Source organism: Pseudoduganella sp. SL102 (assembly GCF_027856995.1).
GTDB classification, from domain to species: domain Bacteria; phylum Pseudomonadota; class Gammaproteobacteria; order Burkholderiales; family Burkholderiaceae_D; genus Rugamonas; species Rugamonas albidiflava.
Map to the genome: position 1 here is coordinate 5544472 of NZ_CP115554.1, position 23594 is coordinate 5568065.

At 70.8% G+C, this 23594-nt stretch carries 15 protein-coding genes; 8 read left to right on the plus strand and 7 right to left on the minus strand.

Annotation, left to right across the window (positions count from 1 at the left end; genetic code table 11):
- Positions 1 to 19 precede the first annotated feature (19 nt).
- The 3 genes from OU994_RS23325 to OU994_RS23335 all read left to right on the plus strand — a co-directional run bounded on the left by OU994_RS23325 (position 20) and on the right by OU994_RS23335 (position 4655).
- On the plus strand, positions 20 to 1147 hold the full coding sequence (locus OU994_RS23325) for a hypothetical protein (protein WP_281607897.1): 1128 nt from the start codon (positions 20 to 22) through the stop codon (positions 1145 to 1147).
- A 10-nt stretch (positions 1148 to 1157) separates the two neighbouring features.
- Positions 1158 to 1532 carry a hypothetical protein gene (locus tag OU994_RS23330; protein ID WP_281607898.1) on the plus strand — a complete coding sequence of 125 codons (375 nt, stop codon included), beginning with the start codon at positions 1158 to 1160 and terminating at the stop codon, positions 1530 to 1532.
- Positions 1533 to 1856: 324 nt separating this feature from the next.
- The gene (locus OU994_RS23335) at positions 1857 to 4655 is read left to right on the plus strand and encodes a winged helix-turn-helix domain-containing protein (protein WP_281607899.1); all 2799 of its coding nucleotides are present in this window, start codon (positions 1857 to 1859) and stop codon (positions 4653 to 4655) included.
- On the opposite strand, the gene clpB is transcribed toward OU994_RS23335, so the two are convergent.
- The 7 genes from clpB to OU994_RS23365 form a co-directional block, all read right to left on the minus strand.
- Complete coding sequence (clpB, locus tag OU994_RS23340; protein ID WP_281607900.1) at positions 4645 to 7254, minus strand: ATP-dependent chaperone ClpB; 2610 nt, start codon at positions 7252 to 7254, stop codon at positions 4645 to 4647. The genes OU994_RS23335 and clpB overlap by 11 nt on opposite strands.
- A gap of 99 nt (positions 7255 to 7353) precedes the next feature.
- Positions 7354 to 7836: a molybdopterin synthase catalytic subunit MoaE gene (gene moaE / locus OU994_RS23345; RefSeq protein ID WP_281607901.1), complete on the minus strand. Its 483-nt coding sequence runs from the start codon at positions 7834 to 7836 to the stop codon at positions 7354 to 7356.
- Positions 7833 to 10574 carry a DUF349 domain-containing protein gene (locus tag OU994_RS23350; protein WP_281607902.1) on the minus strand — a complete coding sequence of 914 codons (2742 nt, stop codon included), beginning with the start codon at positions 10572 to 10574 and terminating at the stop codon, positions 7833 to 7835. The genes moaE and OU994_RS23350 overlap by 4 nt, the downstream gene beginning before the upstream one ends.
- 108 nt (positions 10575 to 10682) lie before the next feature.
- Positions 10683 to 11360 carry a hypothetical protein gene (locus tag OU994_RS23355; protein ID WP_281607903.1) on the minus strand — a complete coding sequence of 226 codons (678 nt, stop codon included), beginning with the start codon at positions 11358 to 11360 and terminating at the stop codon, positions 10683 to 10685.
- Between the two features lie 264 nt (positions 11361 to 11624).
- The gene (locus OU994_RS31670) at positions 11625 to 11885 is read right to left on the minus strand and encodes a GNAT family N-acetyltransferase (RefSeq protein ID WP_307731734.1); all 261 of its coding nucleotides are present in this window, start codon (positions 11883 to 11885) and stop codon (positions 11625 to 11627) included.
- Positions 11828 to 14065, minus strand: a complete 2238-nt coding sequence (locus tag OU994_RS23360) for a CoA-binding protein (RefSeq protein ID WP_307731735.1) — start codon at positions 14063 to 14065, stop codon at positions 11828 to 11830. Before OU994_RS23360 ends, OU994_RS31670 begins: the two co-directional genes overlap by 58 nt.
- 4 nt (positions 14066 to 14069) lie before the next feature.
- The gene (locus OU994_RS23365) at positions 14070 to 15062 is read right to left on the minus strand and encodes a DUF2804 domain-containing protein (RefSeq protein WP_281607904.1); all 993 of its coding nucleotides are present in this window, start codon (positions 15060 to 15062) and stop codon (positions 14070 to 14072) included.
- 310 nt (positions 15063 to 15372) lie between these two features.
- On the opposite strand from OU994_RS23365, the gene OU994_RS23370 reads away from it, so the two are divergent.
- From OU994_RS23370 to OU994_RS23390, 5 genes are all read left to right on the plus strand, one after another.
- Positions 15373 to 17616, plus strand: a complete 2244-nt coding sequence (locus OU994_RS23370; protein ID WP_281607905.1) for a diguanylate cyclase domain-containing protein — start codon at positions 15373 to 15375, stop codon at positions 17614 to 17616.
- Positions 17617 to 17707: 91 nt separating this feature from the next.
- A complete protein-coding gene (locus OU994_RS23375) occupies positions 17708 to 18457 on the plus strand; it encodes a PEP-CTERM sorting domain-containing protein (protein ID WP_281607906.1) in 750 nt (249 codons plus the stop codon).
- Positions 18458 to 18576: 119 nt separating this feature from the next.
- Entirely contained in the window at positions 18577 to 19809 is a 1233-nt protein-coding gene (locus OU994_RS23380; RefSeq protein ID WP_131144851.1) for an exonuclease SbcCD subunit D C-terminal domain-containing protein, read from the plus strand.
- On the plus strand, positions 19806 to 22994 hold the full coding sequence (locus tag OU994_RS23385; RefSeq protein WP_281607907.1) for an AAA family ATPase: 3189 nt from the start codon (positions 19806 to 19808) through the stop codon (positions 22992 to 22994). The genes OU994_RS23380 and OU994_RS23385 overlap by 4 nt, the downstream gene beginning before the upstream one ends.
- Entirely contained in the window at positions 22928 to 23587 is a 660-nt protein-coding gene (locus tag OU994_RS23390; RefSeq protein WP_281607908.1) for an SbcC/MukB-like Walker B domain-containing protein, read from the plus strand. Before OU994_RS23385 ends, OU994_RS23390 begins: the two co-directional genes overlap by 67 nt.
- Positions 23588 to 23594: the final 7 nt, after the last annotated feature.

Consider the following 23594-nt stretch of genomic DNA (forward strand, 5'->3'; position numbering starts at 1 on the left):
CACCTGAAAGAGGGATCCCATGATGTACACGTCCGCCACATTGCCGCTGGCGCAGGCGGGCGCCGAGCAGCGCGCCCGCCTGCTCGACGGCCTGGGCGCCGGGCTGGACGGCGTGCGGCACCGCCTGCCGCGCCAGGCCGCGTTCGATGCGGGCGTCGAACCCGCCATCGCGCTGCGCCAGCACGACATGCTGCGCGAGTGGCTGCGCACCCTGGCCCTTGCCCTGCGCGCCGACACGGGCGGCCCGCGCACCGTCCCGCTGGGGCCCGTGGCGGCGGTGGGCGCGCATGGCAGCGCCTACGGGCTCGCCGGCAGCTATGCGATGGCAGCACTGGCGGCGGGCTGCCCGGTGCTGGCGCGCGCGGCGCCGGCGCCCAGCTGCACCGAGCTGGCCGGATTGATCGCGGTCGCCGCGGCGGCGGCCCGGCTGCCGGACACGCTGTTCGAACTGGTCGTCGACGACGATGCGCTGCTCGCCCGGCGCACCTTGCGCGGCGTGATCTGCCGCGCCGGCGCGCGCCCGGTGCCCCGGCTGCTGCCGGCCCTGGCAGAACTGGACGGCAGCGAAGCCGCCTTCGTGCTGCCGTCAGCGCTGAACGGCCGCGCCGAATACCTGGGCCAGCAGTTGCTGGCGCAGCCCGGGGCATGCCCGGTGGTCGTGGCGATCGACGGCGACGGCTTCATCGACCTGCGCGAAACCATCATCGACCAGCTGGCCGCCGGCGCGACCTGCACCCGCCATGCCGGCGGTGCCGCCTTGCCCGCCGCCGGCGAGGTCCGCATGCTGGGCGATGCGCGCGACGGCCGCGCAGCCGCTTTCGCCGAAGTGCCGGCCGCGGCGCTGATCGCCAATCCGGCCCTGTGCGGCGCGCGCCACGCCGGGTTGCTGGTGCGCTGCGCCGATGCGGCCGAACTGCTGGCGCTGGCGTGGGCGCTCGGTCCGCTGGCCTGCGCCAGCCTGCACGTGGCATCCGGCGACGCAGCGTTGTCGGCCCAGCTGCTGCCGGTGCTGGAGCTGGCCGCGCGGCACATCCACGTCAACCGCTTCGGCAGCGCGCTGCGGCCCACGCGCGCCGCGGCGCTGGATGCGTTCGGCCGCTTCCGCCGTCCGTTCTTCCACCATGCCGACGCGCCGCATGCCGCCTGAGCCGCCCTCCATGACAAAGCCCACGATGGAAACTCACCCGTTCGCGCGGGCCGAAAAGGTCGGCGTCGCGCAAATCCGCATCCGCAAGGCCGAGCACAGCACCGCCGTGCTGGGTTCCTTCATCGCCGCCGACAAGCTGCTCAAGGCCTGGGCCGCGGCGCACGACTGCAGCGAATGCGAGTTTGAAATCCGCTACCTGGACGGCTACCGCCTGTCCGGCCGCTATCCCATGTGGCAGAAGAGCACCAGCCGCCAGTCGCTGGGCGCCCACGTGCGGCGCCTGCTCGTCGGCCCGCGCATACCCGCCACGCTGCACTTCGCCCCCGGCAGCGGGCCCGACCGGTTCCTCGACCAGTACGAGGTCGAAGACTTCGCCGAACCGTGAAACCGTAGCAATTTCGCCACATCTGCCACCGGGGACTGTCCCCGATTTTTGGCAACAAAATACTCCATCGCAATCTAATTGTCGGAAACCCGACATGCGGCGCACCGCTGGCTGATACGTAGCAGGCCCCGTATTCGGATGGGTGTAAGAACCACAAAATTGTTGCCAGAATTCGGGGACTGTCCCCGAATATGGGAAATGTTTCCAAAAATCGGGGTCTGACCCCGGTTTGGGGAAATATTGCCGGGTTGGTGTCAGGCTGTTGTAAAGATAGCCACTTACCATGCGGCGATGACGGCGATCCGCCGTGCCAACGAGAATGCCATGACACTCCCAGCCCCCGAGTGGTCGGTTGCGCATGCGTCGTTCGGGCCCTTCCGCCTCTATCCGGCGCAGCGCGTGCTGCTCGAAGATGGCCGGCCGCTGAAGCTGGGCTCGCGTGCGTTCGACATCCTTGCCGTGCTTGCCGAGCGCGCCGGCGCGCCGGTGTCGAAGAGCGACCTGATCGCGCGCGCCTGGCCCGATACCATCGTCGAGGAAGCGAACCTGCGCGTGCACGTGGCGGCGCTGCGCAAGGCGCTGCGTGAAACGCCCGAGCGCCGCTACATCGGCAACCTGGCCGGCCACGGCTATACGCTGCTCGCCGCCGTCCAGTGGCCCGCCCCCGCCGGCGATCCTCCGTATTACACTTTGTCCGATCGCGGCGCGCTGGCCGATTCGCTGGCGGCGCTGGCCCAGCAACACCTGCTGGTCACGCTGACGGGCACCGCCGGCGTCGGCAAGAGCACCATGGCGCACGCGCTGGCACGCCAGCTGGCGGCGCAGTTCCGCACCTGGAGCATCGACCTGGCCGATGCGGCCGATCCCTGGGCCGCGCTGGCCGGGGCCATGGGCCTGTCCCGCGGCACCGATCCGGTTTCCGCCTTGCTGGCGCACGTGCGCGAATGCCCGGTGCTGCTGGTGCTCGACAATTGCGACCGCATCGTCACGGCCGCCGCCGCGCTGGCCGAACAGCTGCTGCGCGACGTGCCGGGCCTGTGCATCGTGGCGACCTGCCGCGAAGCGCTGCGCGCCGCCGGCGAGCGCGTGCAGCGCGTGGCACCGCTCGACTGCCCGCCACCCGGCACCGTGCCGCTATCGGCCGCGGCGGCGCTGGCCTACCCGGCCGTTGCGCTGTTCGCCGCGCGTGCCGCCGCCCTGCACGGCGGTTTCACATTGACCGATGCCGATGCGCCGGCCGTGGCGGAACTGTGCCGCCGCCTCGACGGCGTGCCGCTGGCGATCGAGCTGGCGGCCGGCCGGCTGGACCTGTTCCACCCGCGCGAACTGCTGGCCCGCATCGGCGAGCGCCTGGAGATCCTGAAGGGCGGCCGCCGCACCGCGCCGCCGCGCCACCGCTCGCTACGCGCATCGCTGGAATGGAGCATCGACACGCTGTCGCCGGTGGAGCGCACGGTGCTGTGCCGCGTGGCCATATTCACCGGCCCGTTCACGCTGGCGCGCGCGGTCCGCGTGGCGGCAGGCGAAGCGGTGACCGGCCAGGAAGTGGAAGACGCCCTCGCCACGCTGGCCGCCCGGTCCCTGCTCGTCCCGCACCGCGCGGACAGCACGCCCCAATGCCTGCTGTACGACAGCGTGCGCACCTGTGCGCTGTCGCTGCTGGTGCCGGACGATGCGGCGTTCGCCCGCTTCACCGCCGATTGCGCGGCGCTGGCCGGCGTGGACAGCGATCCGCGCCACTTGCCCGATGTCCGCGCCGCGCTGGCATGGGGCTTCGGTCCGCACGGCGACCCGCAAGCCGCCGCCGCGCTGCTGGCCGCGTCCATCCCGATGTGGTGGGAAGCCGCCGAACTGGCCGAACTGCGCGACTGGCTCGCCATGGCGACGACGCGCGGCACCGGACCAGCCGAACCCGCGATGCGGCGCATGCCGGGGCAGGCGCCGCTTCCCTCCTTGCCGCCATCGCTACAACCAGTGCTGCACACCGCCCTGGGCACGGTCAGCGTCTACCTGGAAGGCGCCGGCGCCGGGCAGGCCGCCTATGCCCGCGGCTTCGCGCTGGCCGAGGCCTGCGCCGACACCGAACGGCTGGCCGACGCCTTTTCCGGCCTGGTGCTGGAACACGTGCTGACCGGCGATTACCCGGCCGCGGTGGCGCTGGCGCAGCGCTTCCGGCATGACATCCGCCACGCCGGTTCGCGCCCCGCGCAACTGGTGCATGACCGCTTCGCCGCCCTCGCCCTGCACCTGTCGGGCGAGCAGGCACTGGCCGCGCCGCTGGCGCACGCCGTGCAGAACGGCACGGTGCCGGCCGTGTGCACCCGGCGCCGCACTGCCCTGCACACCGATGAAAACGTTGCCGCGAGCGCCGTGCTGGCCCGCGCGCGCTGGCTGCTCGGCTACCCGGACGAGGCCCTGCGCCTGGCCCGCAACGGCGTGCTGCGCGCCCGCGCGGTGGGGGCCGACGCGCCGCTGTGCCAGGTGCTCGCATTCGCCATGTTCCCCGTGGCGTGGTGGTGCGGCGACCGGCCGGCCGCGCTGGCCGCGCTGGCGGAACTGGAAGACGCCGCGCGCCGCTTCCCGCACTGGGAAACGCTGGCACGCCAGTACCGGCATGGCATCGTCGAGGATGGGCCCGGCGGCTGGCTGGCACAGGCCCCCGCCACCGGGCCGCACCGCGAAACACTGGCCACGCTGCACCCGCGCTACCTGGACGAGACCCTGCTGCTGCGCGCCGACCAGGGCGGCGCGCGCTGGTGCGCCCCCGAGCTGCGCCGCCTGCAGGGCGAACGCCTGCTGGCCACCGGCGGCCCGGCCGCCCGCGATGGCGCCGAACGGCAGTTCCGCGCCGCGCTGCTGCTGGCCCGCAACCAGGGTGCGCTGGCCTGGGAACTGCGTGCCGCCACCAGCCTGGCGCGCCTGTGGCACGGCCACGGCGCGACCTCCGGCGCCGAGGCGCTGCTGGAACTGGTGCTGGCCCGCTTCACGGCGGGACACGGCACGGCCGACCTGCTGGCCGCCACCCGCCTGCTGGGTCAATGGCGGCTGCGAAAAAAAACCGGCGCGGCGTCCGTGGACGCAGCGCCGGTTCTGGAACCGGGGATGCCGGTGCTTACTGCTTGACGATGTCGACCTTGCCGTCGGCGCCGAACACCAGGGCGCCATCGCGCGCATCGATGCGGATCGTGTCCTTCGGCCCGAAGCGGCCCTCCAAAATCAGCTTCGACAGCGGATTCTCGATCTGCTGCTGGATCGCCCGCTTCAGCGGCCGCGCGCCGTACACCGGGTCGTAGCCCGCCTCGGCGATCTTCTGCAGCGCCGCGTCGCTGACCTGCAAGTCCATCTCCATCCGGCGCAGCCGGTTTTCCAGGATCTGCAGCTGGATCTTCGCGATCGCGCCGATGTTTTTCTCGTCCAGGCCATGGAACACCACGATCTCGTCGATCCGGTTGATGAACTCGGGGCGGAAGTGGCCGCGCACTTCGGCCATCACGGCCAGCTTCGTCACCGCCGGATCGGAATCCTCCATCGACTGGATCTTCTGCGAACCCAAGTTCGAGGTCATGATGATCACCGTGTTCTTGAAGTCCACGGTGCGGCCCTGGCCATCGGTCATGCGGCCATCGTCGAGCACCTGCAGCAGCACGTTGAAGACGTCGTGGTGCGCCTTTTCCACCTCGTCGAGCAGGATCACGCTGTACGGCTTGCGGCGCACCGCCTCGGTCAGGTAGCCGCCTTCGTCGTAGCCCACGTAGCCCGGCGGCGCGCCGATCAGGCGGGCCACCGAATGCTTCTCCATGAATTCGCTCATGTCGATGCGGATCATCGATTCCTCGGTATCGAACAGGAACGCGGCCAGCGCCTTCGACAGTTCGGTCTTGCCCACGCCGGTCGGACCGAGGAACATGAACGAGCCGTACGGCCGGTTCGGGTCCGCCAGGCCGGCGCGCGAACGGCGGATCGCGTCGGCCACGGCGTTGATCGCCTCGTCCTGCCCCACCACGCGCTCGTGCAGCTTTTCCTCGATGTGCAGCAGCTTGTCGCGCTCGCCCTGCATCATGCGCGACACGGGGATGCCGGTGGCGCGCGACACCACCTCGGCGATCTCCTCGGCGCCCACCTGCGTGCGCAGCAGCTTCGGCTTGTCCTTCGCTTCATCGCCGTTCGAGGATTCCGCCTGCTTCAGCTGCGCTTCCAGCTCGGGCAGGCGGCCATACTGCAGCTCGGAGACGCGCTGCCAGTTCGACGCGCGCGTGGCTTCCTCCATCTCCTGGCGGATGCGCTCGATCTCTTCCTTGATGTGCGTGGTGCCCTGCACATTGGCCTTCTCGGCCTTCAGCACTTCCTCGAAGTCGTTGTACTCGCGCTGCAGCTTGGCGATTTCCTCGTCGATCAGGTCGAGCCGCTTGCGCGAACCTTCGTCCTTCTCGCGCTTGACGGCTTCCTTCTCGATCTTCAGCTGGATCAGCCGGCGTTCCAGCTTGTCCATCACCTCGGGCTTGGAATCGATCTCGATCTTGATCTTCGACGCGGCTTCGTCGATCAGGTCGATCGCCTTGTCGGGCAGGAAGCGGTCGGTGATATAGCGGTGCGACAGCTCGGCCGCCGCGATGATGGCCGGGTCGGTGATCTCCACCTTGTGGTGCAGCTCGTACTTGTCCTGCAGGCCGCGCAGGATGGCGATGGTGGCTTCCACGGTGGGCTCGTCGACCAGGATCTTCTGGAAGCGGCGCTCCAGCGCGGCATCCTTCTCGATGTACTTGCGGTACTCGTCCAGCGTGGTGGCGCCCACGCAGTGCAGCTCGCCGCGCGCCAGCGCGGGCTTGAGCATGTTGCCCGCATCCATCGCGCCCTCGGCCTTGCCGGCGCCGACCATGGTGTGCAGCTCGTCGATGAAGACGATGGTCTGGCCCTCGTCCTTGGCCAATTCATTCAGCACCGATTTCAGCCGCTCCTCGAACTCGCCGCGGTACTTGGCACCGGCCAGCAGCGCCGCCATGTCGAGCGACAGCACGCGCTTGCCGCGCAGCGAATCGGGCACCTCGTTGTTGACGATGCGCTGGGCCAGGCCCTCGACGATCGCGGTCTTGCCGACGCCGGGTTCGCCGATCAGCACCGGATTGTTCTTGGTGCGCCGCTGCAGCACCTGGATCGCGCGGCGGATCTCGTCGTCGCGGCCGATCACCGGGTCGAGCTTGCCCTGGCGCGCCCGCTCGGTAAGGTCCATCGTGTACTTCTTCAGCGCCTCGCGCTGGCCTTCCGCTTCCTGCGAATCGACCTTGCCGCCGCCGCGCACGGCCTCGATCGCCGTTTCGAGGGATTTGCGCGACAGGCCGTTCTCGCGGGCCAGCCGGCCGGCGTCGGACTTGTCGTCCGCCAGCGCCAGCAGCACCATTTCGCTGGACACGAACTGGTCGCCGCGCTTCTGCGCCTCGCGGTCGGCCAGGTTCAGCATGTTGACGAATTCGCGGCTGACCTGCACGTTGCCGCCGGTGCCGGACACCTTCGGCAAGCGCTCGATGGCGCCTTTCAGCGCCGCGGCCAGGCCGCCGACGTTGACGCCGGCGCGCTGCAGCAGCGAGCGCGTGCTGCTGTCGTCCTGGTTGAGCAGGGCCGTCAGCAGGTGCACGGGTTCGATATAGGGGTTGTCGCTGCCGACGGCCAGGCTCTGGGCGTCGGCGAGTGCTTCCTGAAGTTTTGTAGTAAGTTTGTCTTGACGCATGGCGCTTCGCTCCAAATTTTATCTTCCGATAAGATGCGGCTGCGCAATCGCTATTTCAAGACGCCCTGCGAAGTGGCTGGGTTCCGGCTGCGGCCGGGATCATTTCTCCCACTTGTCCAGCGCCTGGTCGTCGCTGACCCGCGCATCGACCCAGCGTGCCCCTTCCGGCGTCTGTTCCTTTTTCCAGAACGGCGCCTCGGTCTTCAGGTAGTCGATGACGAACTCGCAGGCCGCGAACGCGTCGCCGCGATGCGCGGACGTGACCGCCACCAGCACGATCTGGTCGCGCGGCAGCAGCGGGCCGACGCGGTGGATCACCAGCGCATCGTGCACCGGCCAGCGCGCGCAGGCCTGGTCGACGATGCGCTCGATCGACTCTTCCGTCATGCCCGGATAATGCTCCAGTTCCATCGACGCCACCTGCGAACCTTCGTTCAGGTCGCGCACGGTGCCCACGAAGCTGACGATGGCGCCGGTTTTCGGCTGGTCTGCGCGCAGCCGCGCCACTTCGGTGGAGAGGTCGAAATCCTCGTGCTGGACGCGCACCCGCGCCACCGCGCCATGGTTCGGCCGCAGACTCATCGCCCCTCCGCGCCGATGCGGCGGAACAGCGCCTCGATGCGGCTGGCCGTGCGGTCGTCCAGCAGCGCCGGCAGCGCGCACAGCTGCACGAACTGGGCCGCCTGCGAACCCGCCGCGCCGGATTTCTGGCCGGACTTCAGGGAATCCTGCAGCACTTCGACCTGCATCTTCAGGCGGTCGCGCGCGAATTCCGGGCCGCTGTCGATGCCGGCCACGATTTCCTGGCGCAAGACTTCGGCCAGCAGCCGCGAACGGTTCGCTTCCAGCGTGCCGGCATACGCGCCGCGCGCGCCGGCATCCGCCGCGGCGGCCTGCAACGCGGCATGGAAGCGGCCATGCAGGGTGCGCTCGTGCTCGGCCGGCAGCGCTGGCAGCGCGGCCCAGCGGCCCTTCCACTCCTCGCCATCGACCGGACCAGGCGCTGCCACGGCATGTTCCAGCGCCTGCACCAGGCGCAGCTTGTCGCGCAGCGCGTTGGCCTGCGCCGTACCGGCACGCTTGCGCACCGCATCGGCTTCGCCCTGCAGCTTCGCCACGGCGGCGCGATAGCGGCCTTCGATGCGCGCCTCGGCCGCGCGCGGCACGGGTCCGCTCGCATGCCACGCGGCCGCGGCATCGCGCAGCGCCTTGCCGATCGCCCCCTGGCGGGCCTTGTCGTCGCCCTCCGGCGCGAACGCTTCGAGCTGCGCGCAGATCGCCTCGCGGGCATGGAGGTGCGCCTTGCGCTCATGGTCGGCCGCATGGGCCGATTCCTTGCGCTTGGCAAAAATCGTGTCGCAGGCGCTACGGAATTTCTGCCACAGTGCCTGCTCCTGCCGGCGCTCCAGCGGCAGCGCCTTGGCATGGCCCTGCCAGGCTTCCTGCAGGCCGCGCAGCGTGTCCACCGTGTGCCGGTCGGCCGGGTCGAGCTTGTAGACTTCCTCGATCAGCTGCTCGCGGCGCGCCACCTCGATCGCGCGCTGCTCCTCGAGCGGCGCCATCAGCGTTTCCATGGCCTTGCCGAACGCGGTATCGAGGCGCTTCTTGTCCTTGCGGTCGATCGTGCCCAGCCGGCTCCAGGCCTGGCGCAGCCGCTGCGACGCGGAAGCCAGGCCGCGCCAGTCCTCGCGCGTGGCCGGCGAATCGGCCACCAGCGCGTTGACTTCGTCGACCATGGCCTGCGCCTTGGCGGCGTTGGCGTGGCGCTCGTCCGCCAGGTGGCGGAAGTGCGCGGCGGCCGGCGCATACGCGGCGGTGCAGGCGGCATCGAACTTTTCCCACAAGCTCTTCGGCGCGGCGCCGGAAACGCTGTCCAGCGCCTTCCAGCGCTCGCGCATGGCGCTGACCTTCCTGGCCAGCTCGCTCATCGGCAGGTTCTGTGCGGGCAATTCCTCGACGGCATGCACCAGTTCTTCACGGGATACATTGCCGCCCCAGCGGGCCCAGGCGGACAGCCGCTTGTACTCGGCGCGCACGTGCGCCAGGCGCTCCGATTGCTGGGCCGTCAGGCGGCCCGTCTTGCTGTCCTTCAGGGTCTTGTCGTGTTCGGCGGCGGTGTGCAACTGGCCCTGGGCCAGTGCCGCGTCCATGGCCTCGACCAGCGCCATGAAGCGCTCGTTCGCCTCGCGGTCGGCCGGCGTGACCTTCTTTTCCTTCGGCGGCCGGGCCGGCGCGGCACCCGGCTGAGCTGGCTGGCCATCCACGGCAGCCCCAGGATCGCCCGGCGCCTGGCGGTTCGCCTCGCCGGCCCCCTCGCTGGCTCCCTCGCTGGCCGCCTTGCCGTCCTGCCCGTCTCCGCCACCTTGCGCCGTGGCATTGGACTGATCCGCTGTGCCGCCCTGCGCCGTTGCGCCGGCCGGCCCCGTTCCGCTCTTCTGCTGATTTCCGCTGTCCGGCGCCATGGCTTGCCCCTCTTCCTGTTGCGCCGCTGGTCCGGCGGGTGCCGGGGTTGCGGGGGCGGGCGGTTCGGCAGCGGCGGCCGTACGGGCCAGCGCGGCGCGTGCCGCCTCCAGCGCCGCTTCCACGTCCGTCAACAGGTGCCGCGGCAGCGTGCCATGCTCGGGCCCGGCCAGCCGTGCGGCGTGCTCGGCAGCGAGCCGTTCCAGTTCCTGCATCGAGTCCTCTCCGGCGGGAGCGGCGGCCAGTTTGCGCAGCGCCGCCAGCGCATCGATCGTGGCGCGCTGCAGATCCACCTGCGCTTCCAGGCGCGCGCGCAAGGCCGCGCGCAGGCGGTCGAACTCGGCAGCCAGTTGCGGCGGCGCATCGATCACCTTCCACAGGCGGTCCAGGTCGGCCACCTGGTTCGGCGCCAGCTTTTCTTCCTGCAGCAGGCGCTGTGCCTGCGCGATGGTGGCCTCGGCCTGGCGCTGTTCCATCTGCCGGTGGCGGATCGCATCGAGCCGGCCCTGCATCAGCTTGGCCACGCGGCGGTCCGTGTTGCGCACCGCGGCCTGCACCTGCTCGAGCGCCGCTTGCGACACGACATGCTCGGCCGCGGCCAGCCGCACATCGGCGAACTCGCTCTGCAGGATCAGCGCAACGGCGGCGGCTTCGTCGCCGGCCAGCGACCTGGCCAGCGCGGCCTGTTCGGCACGGCGCGCTTCCTTGCCGTCGGCGCCACCTTGCGGGCCGCCCTTGGCGGCGGGGCCGTTGCCCTGGCCACCGCCCTTGTCGCCCCGCCCGGCCTCCGCGTGTTGCCCCTGCGCGGCCTGCGATTCGGTGCCCTTGTCGCCGGGCCGCTTGAAGAGGAATTCAAACATGATGTGCCATGGATGGATCAAAACCGCCATCATAGCGCAGCACCGGTTTTCGCGGCGTCGCATCCTGCGGCCGCGACCGGCAGAACCACAGGCAAGGCCGGCAACGGCTCAGTCGGCGCCGGCGACGCGCGGCAAGGCCCGGGCGCGCGCCCTCACCGCGGGCATGCGCACGTCGATCGCATCTACCGGCTCGGCCGGCGGCGCCAGCCGCGGCACGAGGGAGATCACGGTGGCGTCGTCCGCCCCGCTGCGGCGGGCCTCGGCAACCTGGGCATCGTGCGCCAGGAGCTTGTTGGCGATGGCAAACCACGCATCGCCGCAGATCGCACTGCGGGCGATGGCGAACAATTCCTTCTCTTCCTTTTCCAGCCTTTGCAGCAGGGTCGTGCAAAAGCTGTCGATCGCCTCGCAAAACGTGGCGACATGGGCGATCTGCGGGTCCTGGCCCGGGTCCCCGCCCTCCTCGTGGCGCGGCGCCGCCCGGTCTTTCAGGCGGCGCACCACGTCGAGCGCGAGGCCGTTCAGGCGCGACAGTTCGTCCAGCAACTGGTCGGCGCGCTGGGTAGCCTGGCGCAGCGCGGGGATCAGGTACAGCTCCACCTTGCGCCAGCTGCAGGCCTGGTACAGGCGCTCCAGCGTTTCGCATGCGTATTCAAGCTGGGCCAGCGTGAGGCTCTGCTGGCGGGTCAGCGTCGATTGCACGTATTTCTGGAAAGAAAGCACACTGAGCCGAACATTGGCTTGTTCGACAGAAAGCGCGACCAGCGTATAAGTGGCGGTTAACATTGTCGCTCCCGGTTTTATAGGTTTATGCGATCGCTATGTCACCTTCATTTATGTCACCTTTATTTATGTCACCTTTATGTCACTTCTATGTGACCTCCACGTGACCTTCATGTGACCTTCATGTGACCTTCATTTGACAGTAAGCGATCGCCGGTTGTCTCCATGCGATGCCGTCGCTCGACAAATCGCAAAACCAAAGTGTAAAGAACAGCGACATGGACACTTTGACACAGCGCAAGGTTGGCTGCGGAGTTTCCGAGCGGACTAAGATGAATTCCCATGCAATGGGACGACCAGCGCCACGGTGCCCGCCTCGTTCCCCGGCTGTACCGTGCCGCCGAACCGGCGCACCAGTTTCTGAACTCCAACATTTTCAGCCAGCGCGTCGCCTGTCAGGCTGCCGGTGCCCCGCGCGCGGAAATAGTCGACCAGCTTGCGGAACAGGATCACACCCAGTCCCTTGCCCTTCAAATCCGAGCGCACCACGATCGCGAACTCGGCGCGGCGCTCGTCCGGATCGGCCACCGCGCGCACCACGCCGAGCGTTTCGGCGGTGCCATCGGCGCCCGGCCGCGTGGCGATGAACGCCATCGCGCGGTCATAGTCGATCTGCGTAAGCCGCGCCAGCTGCGCCGGCGGCAGTTCACGCAACGCGGAAAAAAGCGCAGCCGCACGTCTTCCGGATCGAGCGCGGCGAAGAAGCGCACATGGGCCGGCGCATCCTCGGGCCGGATCGGCCGCAGCACCAGCGGGGCGCCCTGCCAGTCCACTGTTTCGGCCAGCGCCTGCGGGTAGGGCCGGATCGCCAGCGCGGATTCGGGGCGCGGCGGGCCGAGCACGATGCGGGCACCCAGTGCGGCCAGCGTGGCGCCGCGCGGATCGCCCGCCGCCAGCACCTGCACCGGATCCAGTTCCAGTTCGACCACGTCGGCCAGGTCCGTCACCAGGTCGGCCACCTGTACCAGCGCCCGGCACACGGCTTCCGTGCCGCCCAGCGCGGCTCCGGCGCGGGTGCGCGCCACGATATCGCGCGCCAGTACCATGTTCAACGGCGGCAGGCCGGCGGCCCGGTCGCGCGCCACGCGGCCGGCGGCGCCGCCCAGCCCGAATTCGAGGGCCGGGCCGAATACGGGGTCCGTGTGCACCGCGATGCGCAGCAGCGGTGCCTCGCCGGCCGAAGGGTCGCCGGACGGCAGGCCCGGTTGTCCGCCACCTTGCCCGCCGCATTGCACCCCGCCCTGCACGCCATAGGCAGACAGCACGCTGGCGCATTCGCCATCGTCCAGCGTGGCGCGGCCGGCATGGCGGGCGGCGGCCACGATGGCGCGCGCCGCCGCCCGCTCCGCTTCGCCGGCGGCCGGCACTCCGGCCGGCACCTCGATCAGCAAGGCCTGGTTGCGCCGGTACTGCACGATCTGCCGGAATGCCCGTACCGCCTTTTCCGGCGTGTCGTAAGTGGCCAGCCCGGCATCGGCGAACACGGCCCGCGCATCGGCCGCCTCGTCGCCGCCCAGCCAGCATGACAGCACGGTCTGCCGCGCCGCGCGCACCAGCGGCACCAGCGCGCGCGCCACGTCGCTGCTGCCGGCGGCCGGCGTGGGCACGTGCACCAGCAGCAACGCGTCGGCCTGCGGTTCGTCGAGCAGCGCACGCACCGCCGCGACGTGCCCGGCGGTGTCGGCGCGGGCGCCGATATCGAGCGGGTTGGCGGCCGCCACGCCTTCCGCCGCCACCGGTTTCAGCGCGCGCAGCGTGGCCGGGGACAGCGGCGCCAGCTGGCCGCCGGTCCACGCCAGCGCGTCGGTGGCCAGCAGGCCCAGGCTGGCCGCGTTGCTGACGACGGCCAGCCGTTCGCCGCCCAGCGGGCGGGCGCGCGCCACTGTCTGCACCGCGTCGAACAGGTCGGCCGACGAATACACGCGCAGCATGCCGGCGCGGCGGATCGCCGCATCCACCACCAGGTCTTCGCGCCCGTCCCCGCGGCCCGACTTGAGCACCACGACCGGCTTGCCGCGCGCGGCGATGCGGGCGGCCGACATGAACTTGCGTGCGCCATTGCGTGCCCCGCCGATACTCTCGATGTGCAGCACGATGGCCTGCGTGTCGGCATCGCCGGCCAGCCAGTCGAGCAGGTCGGCCACGTCGACATCGCCGCCCTCGCCCACCGAGACCACGCGTGAAAAACCGATCTGGTGCTGCCGCGCCCAGTCCAGCACGGCCGTCATCAGCATGCCCGATTGCGACACGAAGGCGGTGCGGCCCGGCCGCGCGCCGGTGTGCGCGACGCTGGCGTTGACACCCGCCGCCGGGCCGATCAGCCCGATGCCGCCCGGGCCGAGGATGCGCAGCAGGTGCGGCCGCGCGGCCTTCAGCATGGCCGTGCGCAGCTGCGGCGGCAGCGCCGTCAGCACGATCGCCGCGCGGGTGCCGCGCGCGCCCAGTTCCGCCACCAGGCCCGGCACCGTCTCGGGCGGCGTGCAGATAACGGCGAGATCCGGCGCGGCCGGCAGCGCCGCCACCCTGGCATGGCAGGGGATGCCGAGCAGCGTGTCGTACTTGGGATTGACGGGCCACAGCGCGCCGGCGAAGCCGCTGCCGGCCATGTTGTCCAGCACCGTGGTGCCGAGCCGCCCTGGCCGCCGCGATGCGCCGATGATGGCCACGGAGCGCGGTTCGAACAGGCGGTCGAGGTGGCGGATGCTCATGGCGTCACCAGCGCGCGAAGTGCTGTTCGGTGACGCCGGCCAGGTTGCTCACCATGCGCTTCGGCGCCTCGGGCGCGCTGCGCACCCAGCCGGAGAACGTGCCGAGCGGCTGCACATAGCGGTTCGCGGCGATGCGCAGGTTGCGCTGGTCGCGCCGCGCGGCGACGGGCGTGAACACGAGGTCGAGGCAGTCATCCTCGGTAAACACGCGCCACGGTTCCATCGGATCGTCGGCGGCATGGATGAAGCGGGCCGGCCCCAGCGGAAACAGGCCGCCGTCCAGCCACAGCGCATTTTCGTGGGCGCCGAAGAAGCCGGCCTGCAGGTTGAAGCCTACGCCGGCGCCGTGGCCGGAAGCCCAGCGCCAGGCCGTGCGCCGCGCCAGCAATCCATTCGAATAGTCGATGCTGGCGGTGCCGCCGTGCAGCGGGTACTCGCCGCGCCACGTGCGCGCCTCGCCTTCCAGCGGCAGGCCACCGGTCTTCTGGGTGGCATGCACGGCACCGCCCTTGACAAGGCCCGAAGCGACCAGCGCCGGCGCCGGCGCGGTGCCGAAGCAGGCATCGATTTCCAGCCAGGGACTGCGCAGCGACAGCCCGGCCGGCCCCAGTTCGATGAACACGCCGCGGCGCGAGAAGGTGCTGGTGCCGCCCGCGTCGGCGGCCAGCGTGGCCGAGAAGCGCCCGGGCCAGCCATCCTGCGCGAAGTTGGCCAGCATGTCGCCGTCGCCGCGCTCGAATGCGTAGGCGAAACAGCTGGTCATCCAGCCCAGGTCGGCGATGGCGACGGCGCAGAACATCTGCTCGGCCGCCAGCGCCACGTAGTGCCAGCGCTTGTGGTGCAGCCGGCGCCACAGGGCACTGCGTGCGTAAGGCGGCGCCAGGCGCTCCCAGTCGCAGCCGCGCAGGATGCCGGCATGGCGGCCCAGCACGGGCTGGCCGTCGGCACCGACGATGCGTTCCGGCGCGGGCGGCAGCATGGCGGGCACGGCATTCATGCTCCGCGCTCCGCGGCCGGCAAATCACATGGCCAGCGCGCACATGGCCAGCACGGCAACATGGGGTTCAATTCTGTCAAGGCGATGGTTCCTCTGGTGAGCAGCTCATTCTAAGGGATGTTGGCGGTGCGCCGCACCGTTCCTGCCGAACGCGGCGATTCCGGGCAAAATACTGGCGGGTAAGCAATCATCAGCCAGCAGCGCAGCAGCCAGCCGAACGATCAGCCCGACGATCAGCGCGACAATCAGCCCGGCAATCAGCCCGGCAAGCAGCCAAACAATCAGCGGAGAACCGGTGGGGAAGGATGGAATGAGCGCATGGCGCGAGCTGTACCGGGCGGCGCTGCTGCCGGCATTCGAGGCCGTGGTACTGGCGGCGATGTGGGCCGCGGTGTACTGGCAGGTGCGCCAGGAACGGGCCGCGGCACGCCACGAGGCGGTGTTGCAGAGCCACGCGCAGGCCCGCACCCTGGCCGAGAACACCGGCTTCCTGCTGCGCCAGGTCGATCACGCGACGCATCTGTTCAAGCTCAAGTTCGAGGAAACCGAAGGCGCGTTGCGCGTGCAGGATTTCGGACGCCGCGACGGCCTGCTGGCGTCGCTGCTGCCGCGCAGGCTGGCGCTGCCGGTCGCACTGTACGGACCGGATGGCCGGCTCGCCGCCAGCCTGCATGGCAGGTTCGCCGCGCAAGCCGGAGCCGAAGGCTGGTTCCGCGCCGTGGCCGGATCGCACAGCGACATGGCGCAGTTTTCCAATCCGGCCGCCGGCGCTTCCCATGCATGGCACATCCGCATCGCCCGCCGCCTCGACGGCGCGGACGGGCGCTTTGCCGGCGCCGTCGTGATCTTGGTCGACCCGGCGCTGTTCGTCGACGACTACGATCGCCTGGAGCCCGGACCGGGCGGCTATGTCGGCCTGCTGAGCAGGGATACCGGCCTGTCCACCAATCGCATCGACGAGCGCGTGTTCAATGACGGCACGCTGGCGTTCACCGCGGCGCGCGGCGATGCGGCTGGCGGTACCGAGGAAGCCGTGGCGCGGCGCCCGGTCGACGGCACCGAACGCATCTACGCCTTCCGCGACATGCCCCGCTTCGCGCTGACGGCTGTCGTCGGCCATGCGAAGGCGCATGCGCTGGCCCGCTTCGAGCGGCGCCGCGCGATCTACGTGGCCGCCGCCGCCATCGCTTCGGCCGTCGTGCTGGCCTTCGTGGCGGCCCTGATGCAGCAGGCGCGGCGCCTGCGCGACAGCACGCAGGCGGCGCACGAAGCGCAGCGCCAGCTGCGCGCCGCGGCCGATGCCAGCCTCGATGCGGTATTCCTGCTCAAGGCTTGCCGCGAAGCCTGCGGCGGCGACTTCATCCTGGTCGACGTCAACGAGCGGGGCGCCGCCATCCTCGGCCACCCGCGCGCCGCGCTGCTGGGCCACCGCATCGGCGCGCTGGTGCCGGCGTGGCGCGCCGAAGGCTTCCTCGACAAGTACCGCCGCGTGCTCGACACGGGCCAGCCGCTGGAAGAGGAATTCGAAACCCGCACCGGCACGCCACGCTGGCTGCAGCACCAGATCGTGGCGATCGACGACGGCGTGGCCGTCACCACGCGCGACATCACGGCCCGCAAGCAGGCCGAGCTGGCAAGCCGGCAGCAGCAGGCGCGCCTGCGCATGCTGGCCGACATGATGCCCGCCATGATCGCCTACGTCGACACCGACGAGGTGTACCGCTTCCAGAACCTGGTCTACGAACAGGAATTCACGCGCATGGGCGTGCAGGCGATCGGCCGGCGCGCGCGCGACATCATCGGCGAGCGGCGCTATGCGAGCTTGCAGCCATGGGTGCGGCGGGTACTGGCCGGCGAGACCGTCGCGTTCGAGGAAGTCGAGGACGCGCAGCCGGACGGCAGTGCGCGCAGCTTCGAGGTACGCTACATACCGCAGCGGGACGACGAGCACGGCGCCGTGGTCGGCTTCCACGTGGTGCGCACCGACGTTACCGCGCTGCGGCGCGAGAAGCAGCACCTGCTGCGCCTGTCCACCATCGATGCGCTGACGGGCCTGACGAACCGTGCCGGCTTCATGGACCGGCTGGGTGCCGCGATGGAACACAGCCGTGCGAACGGTTCCCTGATGGCCGTGATGTACATGGATATCGACCGTTTCAAGCCCGTCAACGATACCCACGGCCATGCGGTGGGCGATGCGCTGCTGAAGGCATTCGCCGGCCGCCTGACCCATGCGCTGCGCGATACCGACACGGTGGCACGGCTGGGCGGCGACGAATTCACCGTCATCCTGGAACGCCTGCACCGCTGCGAAGATGCCGAGCGCACCGCGGCCAAGCTGGTGGCCGCGGTGGCCGCACCTTTCGACCTGGATGGCGTGCGGGCCGATATCTCGACCAGCATCGGCGTCGCCTTCCATGCTGGCGGCGACCTCGACCCGGCCGGGCTGCTGGCGCGCGCCGACGCGCTGCTGTACGAAGCCAAGCAGGCCGGCCGCAATACTTTCCGCACCGGCGGCACGCTGGCCGGGCTGCGGCCGGGCGCCGTGGCGTGACGAACGGCCTTAACAGTGCGCCCCGGAAACGCTCATCCATGTATATTTTTCGCAGTTGCCGTCCGCGGCCAGACTTTCAGGAGCCCTAACGATGAATGCCTTCCTCGATCACCCTTCGCTGCCGCGGCGCCGTATGCCGGCGGCACTGCGCGGCACCGCGGCCCTGCTGGCCGCGCTGGCCTGCTCCTCGGCAATGGCCGATATCTACACGATCACCACGCACACCGCCGGGTCGACCGCGGCATTCAACTTGCCGGGCCTGTTCCCGGAAGGCGATATCGTCGGCAGCCGTGCGTTCGACCTGACGGTGACGAGCGTCTTCGACAGCGCCAATGTGATGACCAGCGTGGACAACACCTGGATGCAAGCCACCGATGCGGACCTGCAGATCTCGCTGCGGCTGGACGGGCAGGTGTACAGCCTGGACGCGATCGGCCAGGTCAGCTCGCAGATCCTGTCGGACACGGATGGTGCCGGCCGCACCACGAAGCGCTTCTACCAGAGCATCAGTTTCGATCCCGACACGTACGGCGACCTGGCCACCATCCAGCAATACGTGTTCACGGCGGCCGACCAGTTCGGCATCAAGTCGGTCCTGGAGCCGGCCACCGCCTATTACGCGGACCCGCTGACGAAAGGCTTTTCGATCTTTGACTGGAAAGTGGCGCCGGACATGGATCCGACCCTGCTGGGCGATGGCACCGGGCTGGCCCAGCGATTCGACTACAACCTGGTCGTGACCGTGCCGGAACCGTCCACGTACGCGATGCTGGGCGCCGGCATGGTACTGCTGGCGGCCGCGGCGCGCCGGCGCAGCAAGGCAGCCGCGACACCCGGCTGATCCGGCGCCCGGCTGCCAGCCACGGCGGAGGCGGCGCTATCCGCCACGGCCGGGATGCGCTACACTGTCGCGCTTCCGGCCCACCCCTCCATCGAGCCTTCGCTTCGTCTGGTACCTTCATGCGCCTGCTGCACACTTCCGACTGGCACCTCGGCCAGTCGCTCCACAGTTTCGACCGCCACTACGAACACCAGTGCTTCCTCGACTGGCTCCTCGATACGATCGTTGCCGAACAGGCTGACGCGCTGCTGATCGCCGGCGACGTGTTCGACAATGCCAATCCGTCCGCCGCGTCGCAGCGCCAGCTGTACCACTTCCTGCGCCAGGCCAGGGCCGCCGCGCCCGGGCTGGACATCATGCTGGTGGCCGGCAACCACGACTCGCCCGGCCGCATCGACGCTCCCGGCCCGCTGCTCGAGGAACTGGGCACGCGCGTGGTCGGCAATGTCGAGCGCACGGCCGATGGCGCGATCGACGTGGCCCGCCTGGTGCACCCGCTGACCAACCGCGACGGCGCGGTGGCCGCCTGGTGCCTGGCGGTGCCGTTCCTGCGGCCGTCCGACGTGCCGCGCGTGGAAGGCGGCGGCGACCCGTACCTGGCCGGCATCGCCGAACTGTACCAGCGGGCGCTGGCCCATGCCGAGGCGCTGCGCCAGCCCGGCCAGGCCATCGTGGCGATGGGCCACTGCCACATGGTCGATGGCCAGATGTCGGCCGATTCGGAACGCCGCATCGTCATCGGCGGCACCGAGATGCTGCCGGCCGGGATCTTCGGGCCGTCGATCGCCTATGCGGCGCTGGGGCACCTGCACCTGGCCCAGCAGATCGGCCGCCACGCCCACATCCGCTATTGCGGCAGCCCGCTGCCGCTGTCGTTCTCCGAAGTGCATTACCAGCACCAGGTGCTGCGCGTCGACCTCGACGGCGGTGCCCTGCGCGAAACGGTGGCCGTTCCGGTACCGCGCGCGGTCCACCTGCTGCGCGTGCCGACCAGGCCCGCGCCACTCGACCAGGTGCTCGACGAACTGGAAGCGCTCGACTTCCCGCTGGCGCCAGCGTATGCGCAGCCTTACCTGGAGGTGCGCGTGCTCCTGGACGCCCCCGAGCCCGGCCTGCGTGCCCGCATCGAGGCGGCCCTGGAAGGCAAGCATGTGCGGCTGGCGAAGATCGAGACCAGCAGCGCGCGGCGCGGCGGCTCGCTGGACGAAGCGGCAGTCTCGCTGGACCAGCTCGCGCAACTGCAGCCGGCCGACGTGTTCTCGCGGCTGTACCGGCAAAAATTCGGCAGCGATGCGCCGGACGAGCAGATGGCCGCGTTTGCCGAACTGCTGCTGGCGGAGCCGGCGCGATGAGGATCCTGCGTATCGGCGGCCGCAACCTGGCCTCACTGGCCGATGAATTCTCGGTCGATTTCGGCAGCGACCCGCTGGCTTCGGCCGGCCTGTTCGCGATCAGCGGCCCCACCGGCGCCGGCAAGAGCACGCTGCTCGACGCGCTGTGCCTGGCCCTGTACGACCGCACGCCGCGCCTGGTGCATGCGCGCGGCAAGACGCCCGACGTGGGCGACCCGATCGGCTCGGACGACTCGCGCACCCTGCTGCGCCGCGGTACCCCGGAAGGCCATGCGGAAGTCGATTTCGTGGGCAGCGACGGTATCGCCTATCGGGCGCGCTGGAGCGTGCGGCGCTCGCGCACCAAGGCCACCGGCGCGCTGCAGCCGACCGCGATGACGCTGCACCGCCTGCCCGAACTGCAGCCGATCGGCGGCACCAAGACCGAGGTGAAGGCCGAGATCGAACCACGCATCGGCCTGAACTTCGACCAGTTCACGCGCGCCGTGCTGCTGGCGCAAAACGAGTTCGCCACCTTCCTGAAGGCGCAGGACGACGAGCGTGGCCTGCTGCTGGAAACGCTGACCGGCAGCACGATCTATAGCGACCTGTCGCGCCGCGCGCACGAGCGCCACAAGAGCGAGGCGCAGGCGCTGCAGCAGATGCTGGCACGCCTGGCGGACCAGAAGCCGCTGTCCGGTGAAGAGCGCGCGGAAACGGAAGCGCAGGCGCGGCAGGCGGAAGCGGCCCTGGCCGTGCTCGACACCCGCAAGGCCGCGCTGGAAACGGACTTGCGCTGGCACGAGGGCGCGGCGCGGCTGGCCGAGGGCATCGCGCAGGCCGAGGCCACGCGGCAGGCGCGCATTGCCGACGTGGCGGCGGCCGCACCGCGCCGCGCGGCACTCGACAAGCTCGATGCGGTACAGGAAGCGCGGCCGCTGCACGACGCGGTCCAGCGGGTGGCGCTCGACACGGCCGGCGCACGTGCCGCCATCGAGCGCTGCCGCCAGGAGGCGGGACAGGCCGAACTGGCGCAGGCTGCCGCCGCGGCCGCGCAGCAGCAGGCGGCGCAGGGCGTGGATGCCGCCGAAGCCGCCCGGCGCGACGCCGGCCCGCAGCTGGACCGGGCCAAGGCGCTCGACGCCCGCATCGAGGCCATGCAGCCGCAGCACGCGCAAGCCCGTGCCGCGCGCGACGCCGCCGTGGCGGCCGTGACGGCGGCGGCGGCCGCGCTGTCGGACAAGCGCAATGAACGCCGCGGCCTCGTCGCCGCGCAGGAATACGGCCACACCTGGCTGGAATCGCACCGGCACTGGGCCGTGCTGGCGCAGCAGTGGCCGCGCTGGGAAGAACTGTTCACGCAGGCAGGCCGCGCCGCCCATCACGGCGCGGCGATCGCCACGAAACTGGCCGACGCGCAGCGCCGCGCCGCGCATCACCGCGACGAGGAGATGGCGGCCCAGGCCGGCCTGGCAGGCGCGGCGGAAAAGCTGCGCGCGGCCGAGGTGGAACGTGCCGCCGCGGTGACGGCATTGGCCGCCTTCGATGCCGACGCGCTGGGCGCGCAACGCGAGGCACTGCAAGCGCGCCGCACCGCGCTGCAGGATGGCGAACGGCTGTGGCTCGACCTGGCCGCGCGCAACGACCGCCATGCGGCGCTGGTGGCGCAGGCCGGGCAGCTGGAGGGGGCGCGCGCCGCGGCGCAGGTGCTGGCCGACGCAGCCCGCACCGACCTCGCCGCCGGCAAGGCCGCGCTGGCGCAGGCCGAACGGTCGCTGGCGCTGGCCGAGGCGGCATGCGGCGAAAGCGTCGAGCAGCTGCGCGCCACGCTGGAAGACGGCGCGCCCTGCCCGGTGTGCGGCTCGGCCGACCATCCGTACCACGGCAACGACCAGCTGCGCGGCATGCTTGCCGCGTTGCGGGCCGACGTGGCGCAGTGGCGCACGGCGCAGGAACGCACCATCGAACAGGAGGCCACGCAGCGGGCACTGGCGGCATCGAACGCGGCGCGGCTGGCGCAGGTGCGCGAGGAGCTGGCGTCGCTGGCGCCGGCGCTCGCGGCGCTGGCGCAACGCTGGAACGCCGCGCTGGCAACGCTCGACGACGGCACCGCGGTCGGCGACGGCGAGCGAGCCGCCTGGCTGTCCGGCCGTCTCGCCGCCGCCACCGCGGCGCTGCAGGAGGTGGCGCGGCAAGAGCAGGCGATGCGCCAGGCCTCCGCCGTGCGCGACCGCGCGCAAGGTGCCTGCGAACGGGCGGCCGCGGAACAGGCGCGCAGCCAGGCCGCCCTGTCGGCCGCCGCGACCGCGCTGGCCCAGGCACAGGCCCAGGCCGAAGCGCTGCGCTCGCAGCACATCGACGCGGTCCACCATCTCGATGCGCTGCTCGACGATCTCGATGCCGCCTTTGCCGATGCGCCGGAAGCCGGCGCCGATGGCTGGAAGGACCACTGGAAACAGAACCCCGAGCACTTCCATGCGCTGCGCCAGGCCGAAAGCCGCCAATGGCAGAAGCAGCACGCCGACCTGGACGAACGGGCCGCGAAGATCGCCGCGCTGGACATCGAACTGGCGGCCCTGCAGGAAGCGCACGCGAAAGTGGCCGCCGACGAGCATGCCGCGCGCGCCGCCTTCCTGGCGGCGGACGAAGCGCTGCAGGCGGCGCGTGCCCAGCGCGTGGCATTGTGGAATGGCGCGCCCGTGGGCGAAGTGGAAACGCGGCTGCGCACCGCCTGCGAAGCGGCCCATGCCGCCCTGCGCGCGCAGCAGGACGCGGGCCAGCAGGCCGCCCAGGCAAGGGTCCGCTGCGACGAGGCGCTGGTGCACGCGCAGCGCCGCCTCGCCGAACTGGACGAAGCGGCCGGCATCGCGCACCGCGACCTGGCCGCGTGGCTGGAAACGTTCCGGCACGCCCATGCCGAGCCGGACCTGTTCGCCCCCCGGTGGACGGCGTCGCCTCGATGGACGAGCTGCTGGCATTGCTGGCGCATCCGCAGGAAGCGATCCGCGCCGAACGCCACGCCTTGCAGGCGCTCGATGGCGCGGTGGCGCAGGCAGTGGCGGTGCTGCGCGAGCGCGAAGCCCAGCTGGAACAGCATCGCGCCACGGCGCCGGCCGGAGCCGAATCTGGTCCGCAGCCCTTGCGTGAAGGACTCGACGCGCTGGCCGCCGAACGCCGCGCCGCCCAGGAAGGCGTGTCCGCCCTGAAGGTGGCGCTGGCGCAGGACGACGAGCGGCGCCGCCGCGCCAGCGCCATGCTGGCAGGCCTGGAGCGGCAGGAAGCCAGCGAGCGGCGCTGGGCCCGGCTGGCTGAGCTGATCGGTTCGGCCGATGGCAAGAAGTTCCGCAACTACGCCCAGCAATTCACGCTCGACGTGCTGCTCGGCTATGCCAATGCCCACCTGCGCCAGCTGGCGCCCCGCTACCAGCTGCTGCGCATCGACAACCCGTCGCAGCCGTCGCTGGGTTTGCTGGTGCGCGACCTGCACATGGGCGACGACCTGCGTTCGGTGCACTCGCTGTCGGGCGGCGAATCGTTCCTCGTGTCGCTGGCGCTGGCGCTGGGGCTGGCCTCGCTGTCGTCGAACCGGGTGCGCGTGGAATCGCTGTTCATCGACGAAGGCTTCGGCAGCCTCGATGCGGAAACGCTGCGGGTAGCGATGGACGCGCTCGACAACCTGCAGGCGATGGGCCGCAAGGTAGGCGTGATTTCGCACGTGCAGGAGATGACGGAGCGGATCGCGACGCGGATCATCGTGCAACCCGGTGCAGGCGGCCGCAGCCACGTGAGCGTAGCCTGATAAAATG

Bases quoted from the DNA above. Each gene is read 5' to 3' on its own strand.
- moaE (WP_281607901.1), bottom strand. From the start codon at position 7,836: ATGAGTCTGCGGCCGAACCATGGCGCGGTGGCGCGGGTGCGCGTCCAG.
- OU994_RS23380 (WP_131144851.1), top strand. From the start codon at position 18,577: ATGCGCCTGCTGCACACTTCCGACTGGCACCTCGGCCAGTCGCTCCAC.
- OU994_RS23365 (WP_281607904.1), bottom strand. From the start codon at position 15,062: ATGAATGCCGTGCCCGCCATGCTGCCGCCCGCGCCGGAACGCATCGTC.
- OU994_RS23325 (WP_281607897.1), top strand. From the start codon at position 20: ATGATGTACACGTCCGCCACATTGCCGCTGGCGCAGGCGGGCGCCGAG.
- OU994_RS23350 (WP_281607902.1), bottom strand. From the start codon at position 10,574: ATGTTTGAATTCCTCTTCAAGCGGCCCGGCGACAAGGGCACCGAATCG.
- OU994_RS23370 (WP_281607905.1), top strand. From the start codon at position 15,373: ATGAGCGCATGGCGCGAGCTGTACCGGGCGGCGCTGCTGCCGGCATTC.
- OU994_RS23355 (WP_281607903.1), bottom strand. From the start codon at position 11,360: ATGTTAACCGCCACTTATACGCTGGTCGCGCTTTCTGTCGAACAAGCC.
- OU994_RS23335 (WP_281607899.1), top strand. From the start codon at position 1,857: ATGACACTCCCAGCCCCCGAGTGGTCGGTTGCGCATGCGTCGTTCGGG.
- OU994_RS23385 (WP_281607907.1), top strand. From the start codon at position 19,806: ATGAGGATCCTGCGTATCGGCGGCCGCAACCTGGCCTCACTGGCCGAT.
- OU994_RS23375 (WP_281607906.1), top strand. From the start codon at position 17,708: ATGAATGCCTTCCTCGATCACCCTTCGCTGCCGCGGCGCCGTATGCCG.
- clpB (WP_281607900.1), bottom strand. From the start codon at position 7,254: ATGCGTCAAGACAAACTTACTACAAAACTTCAGGAAGCACTCGCCGAC.
- OU994_RS23330 (WP_281607898.1), top strand. From the start codon at position 1,158: ATGACAAAGCCCACGATGGAAACTCACCCGTTCGCGCGGGCCGAAAAG.
- OU994_RS23360 (WP_307731735.1), bottom strand. From the start codon at position 14,065: ATGAGCATCCGCCACCTCGACCGCCTGTTCGAACCGCGCTCCGTGGCC.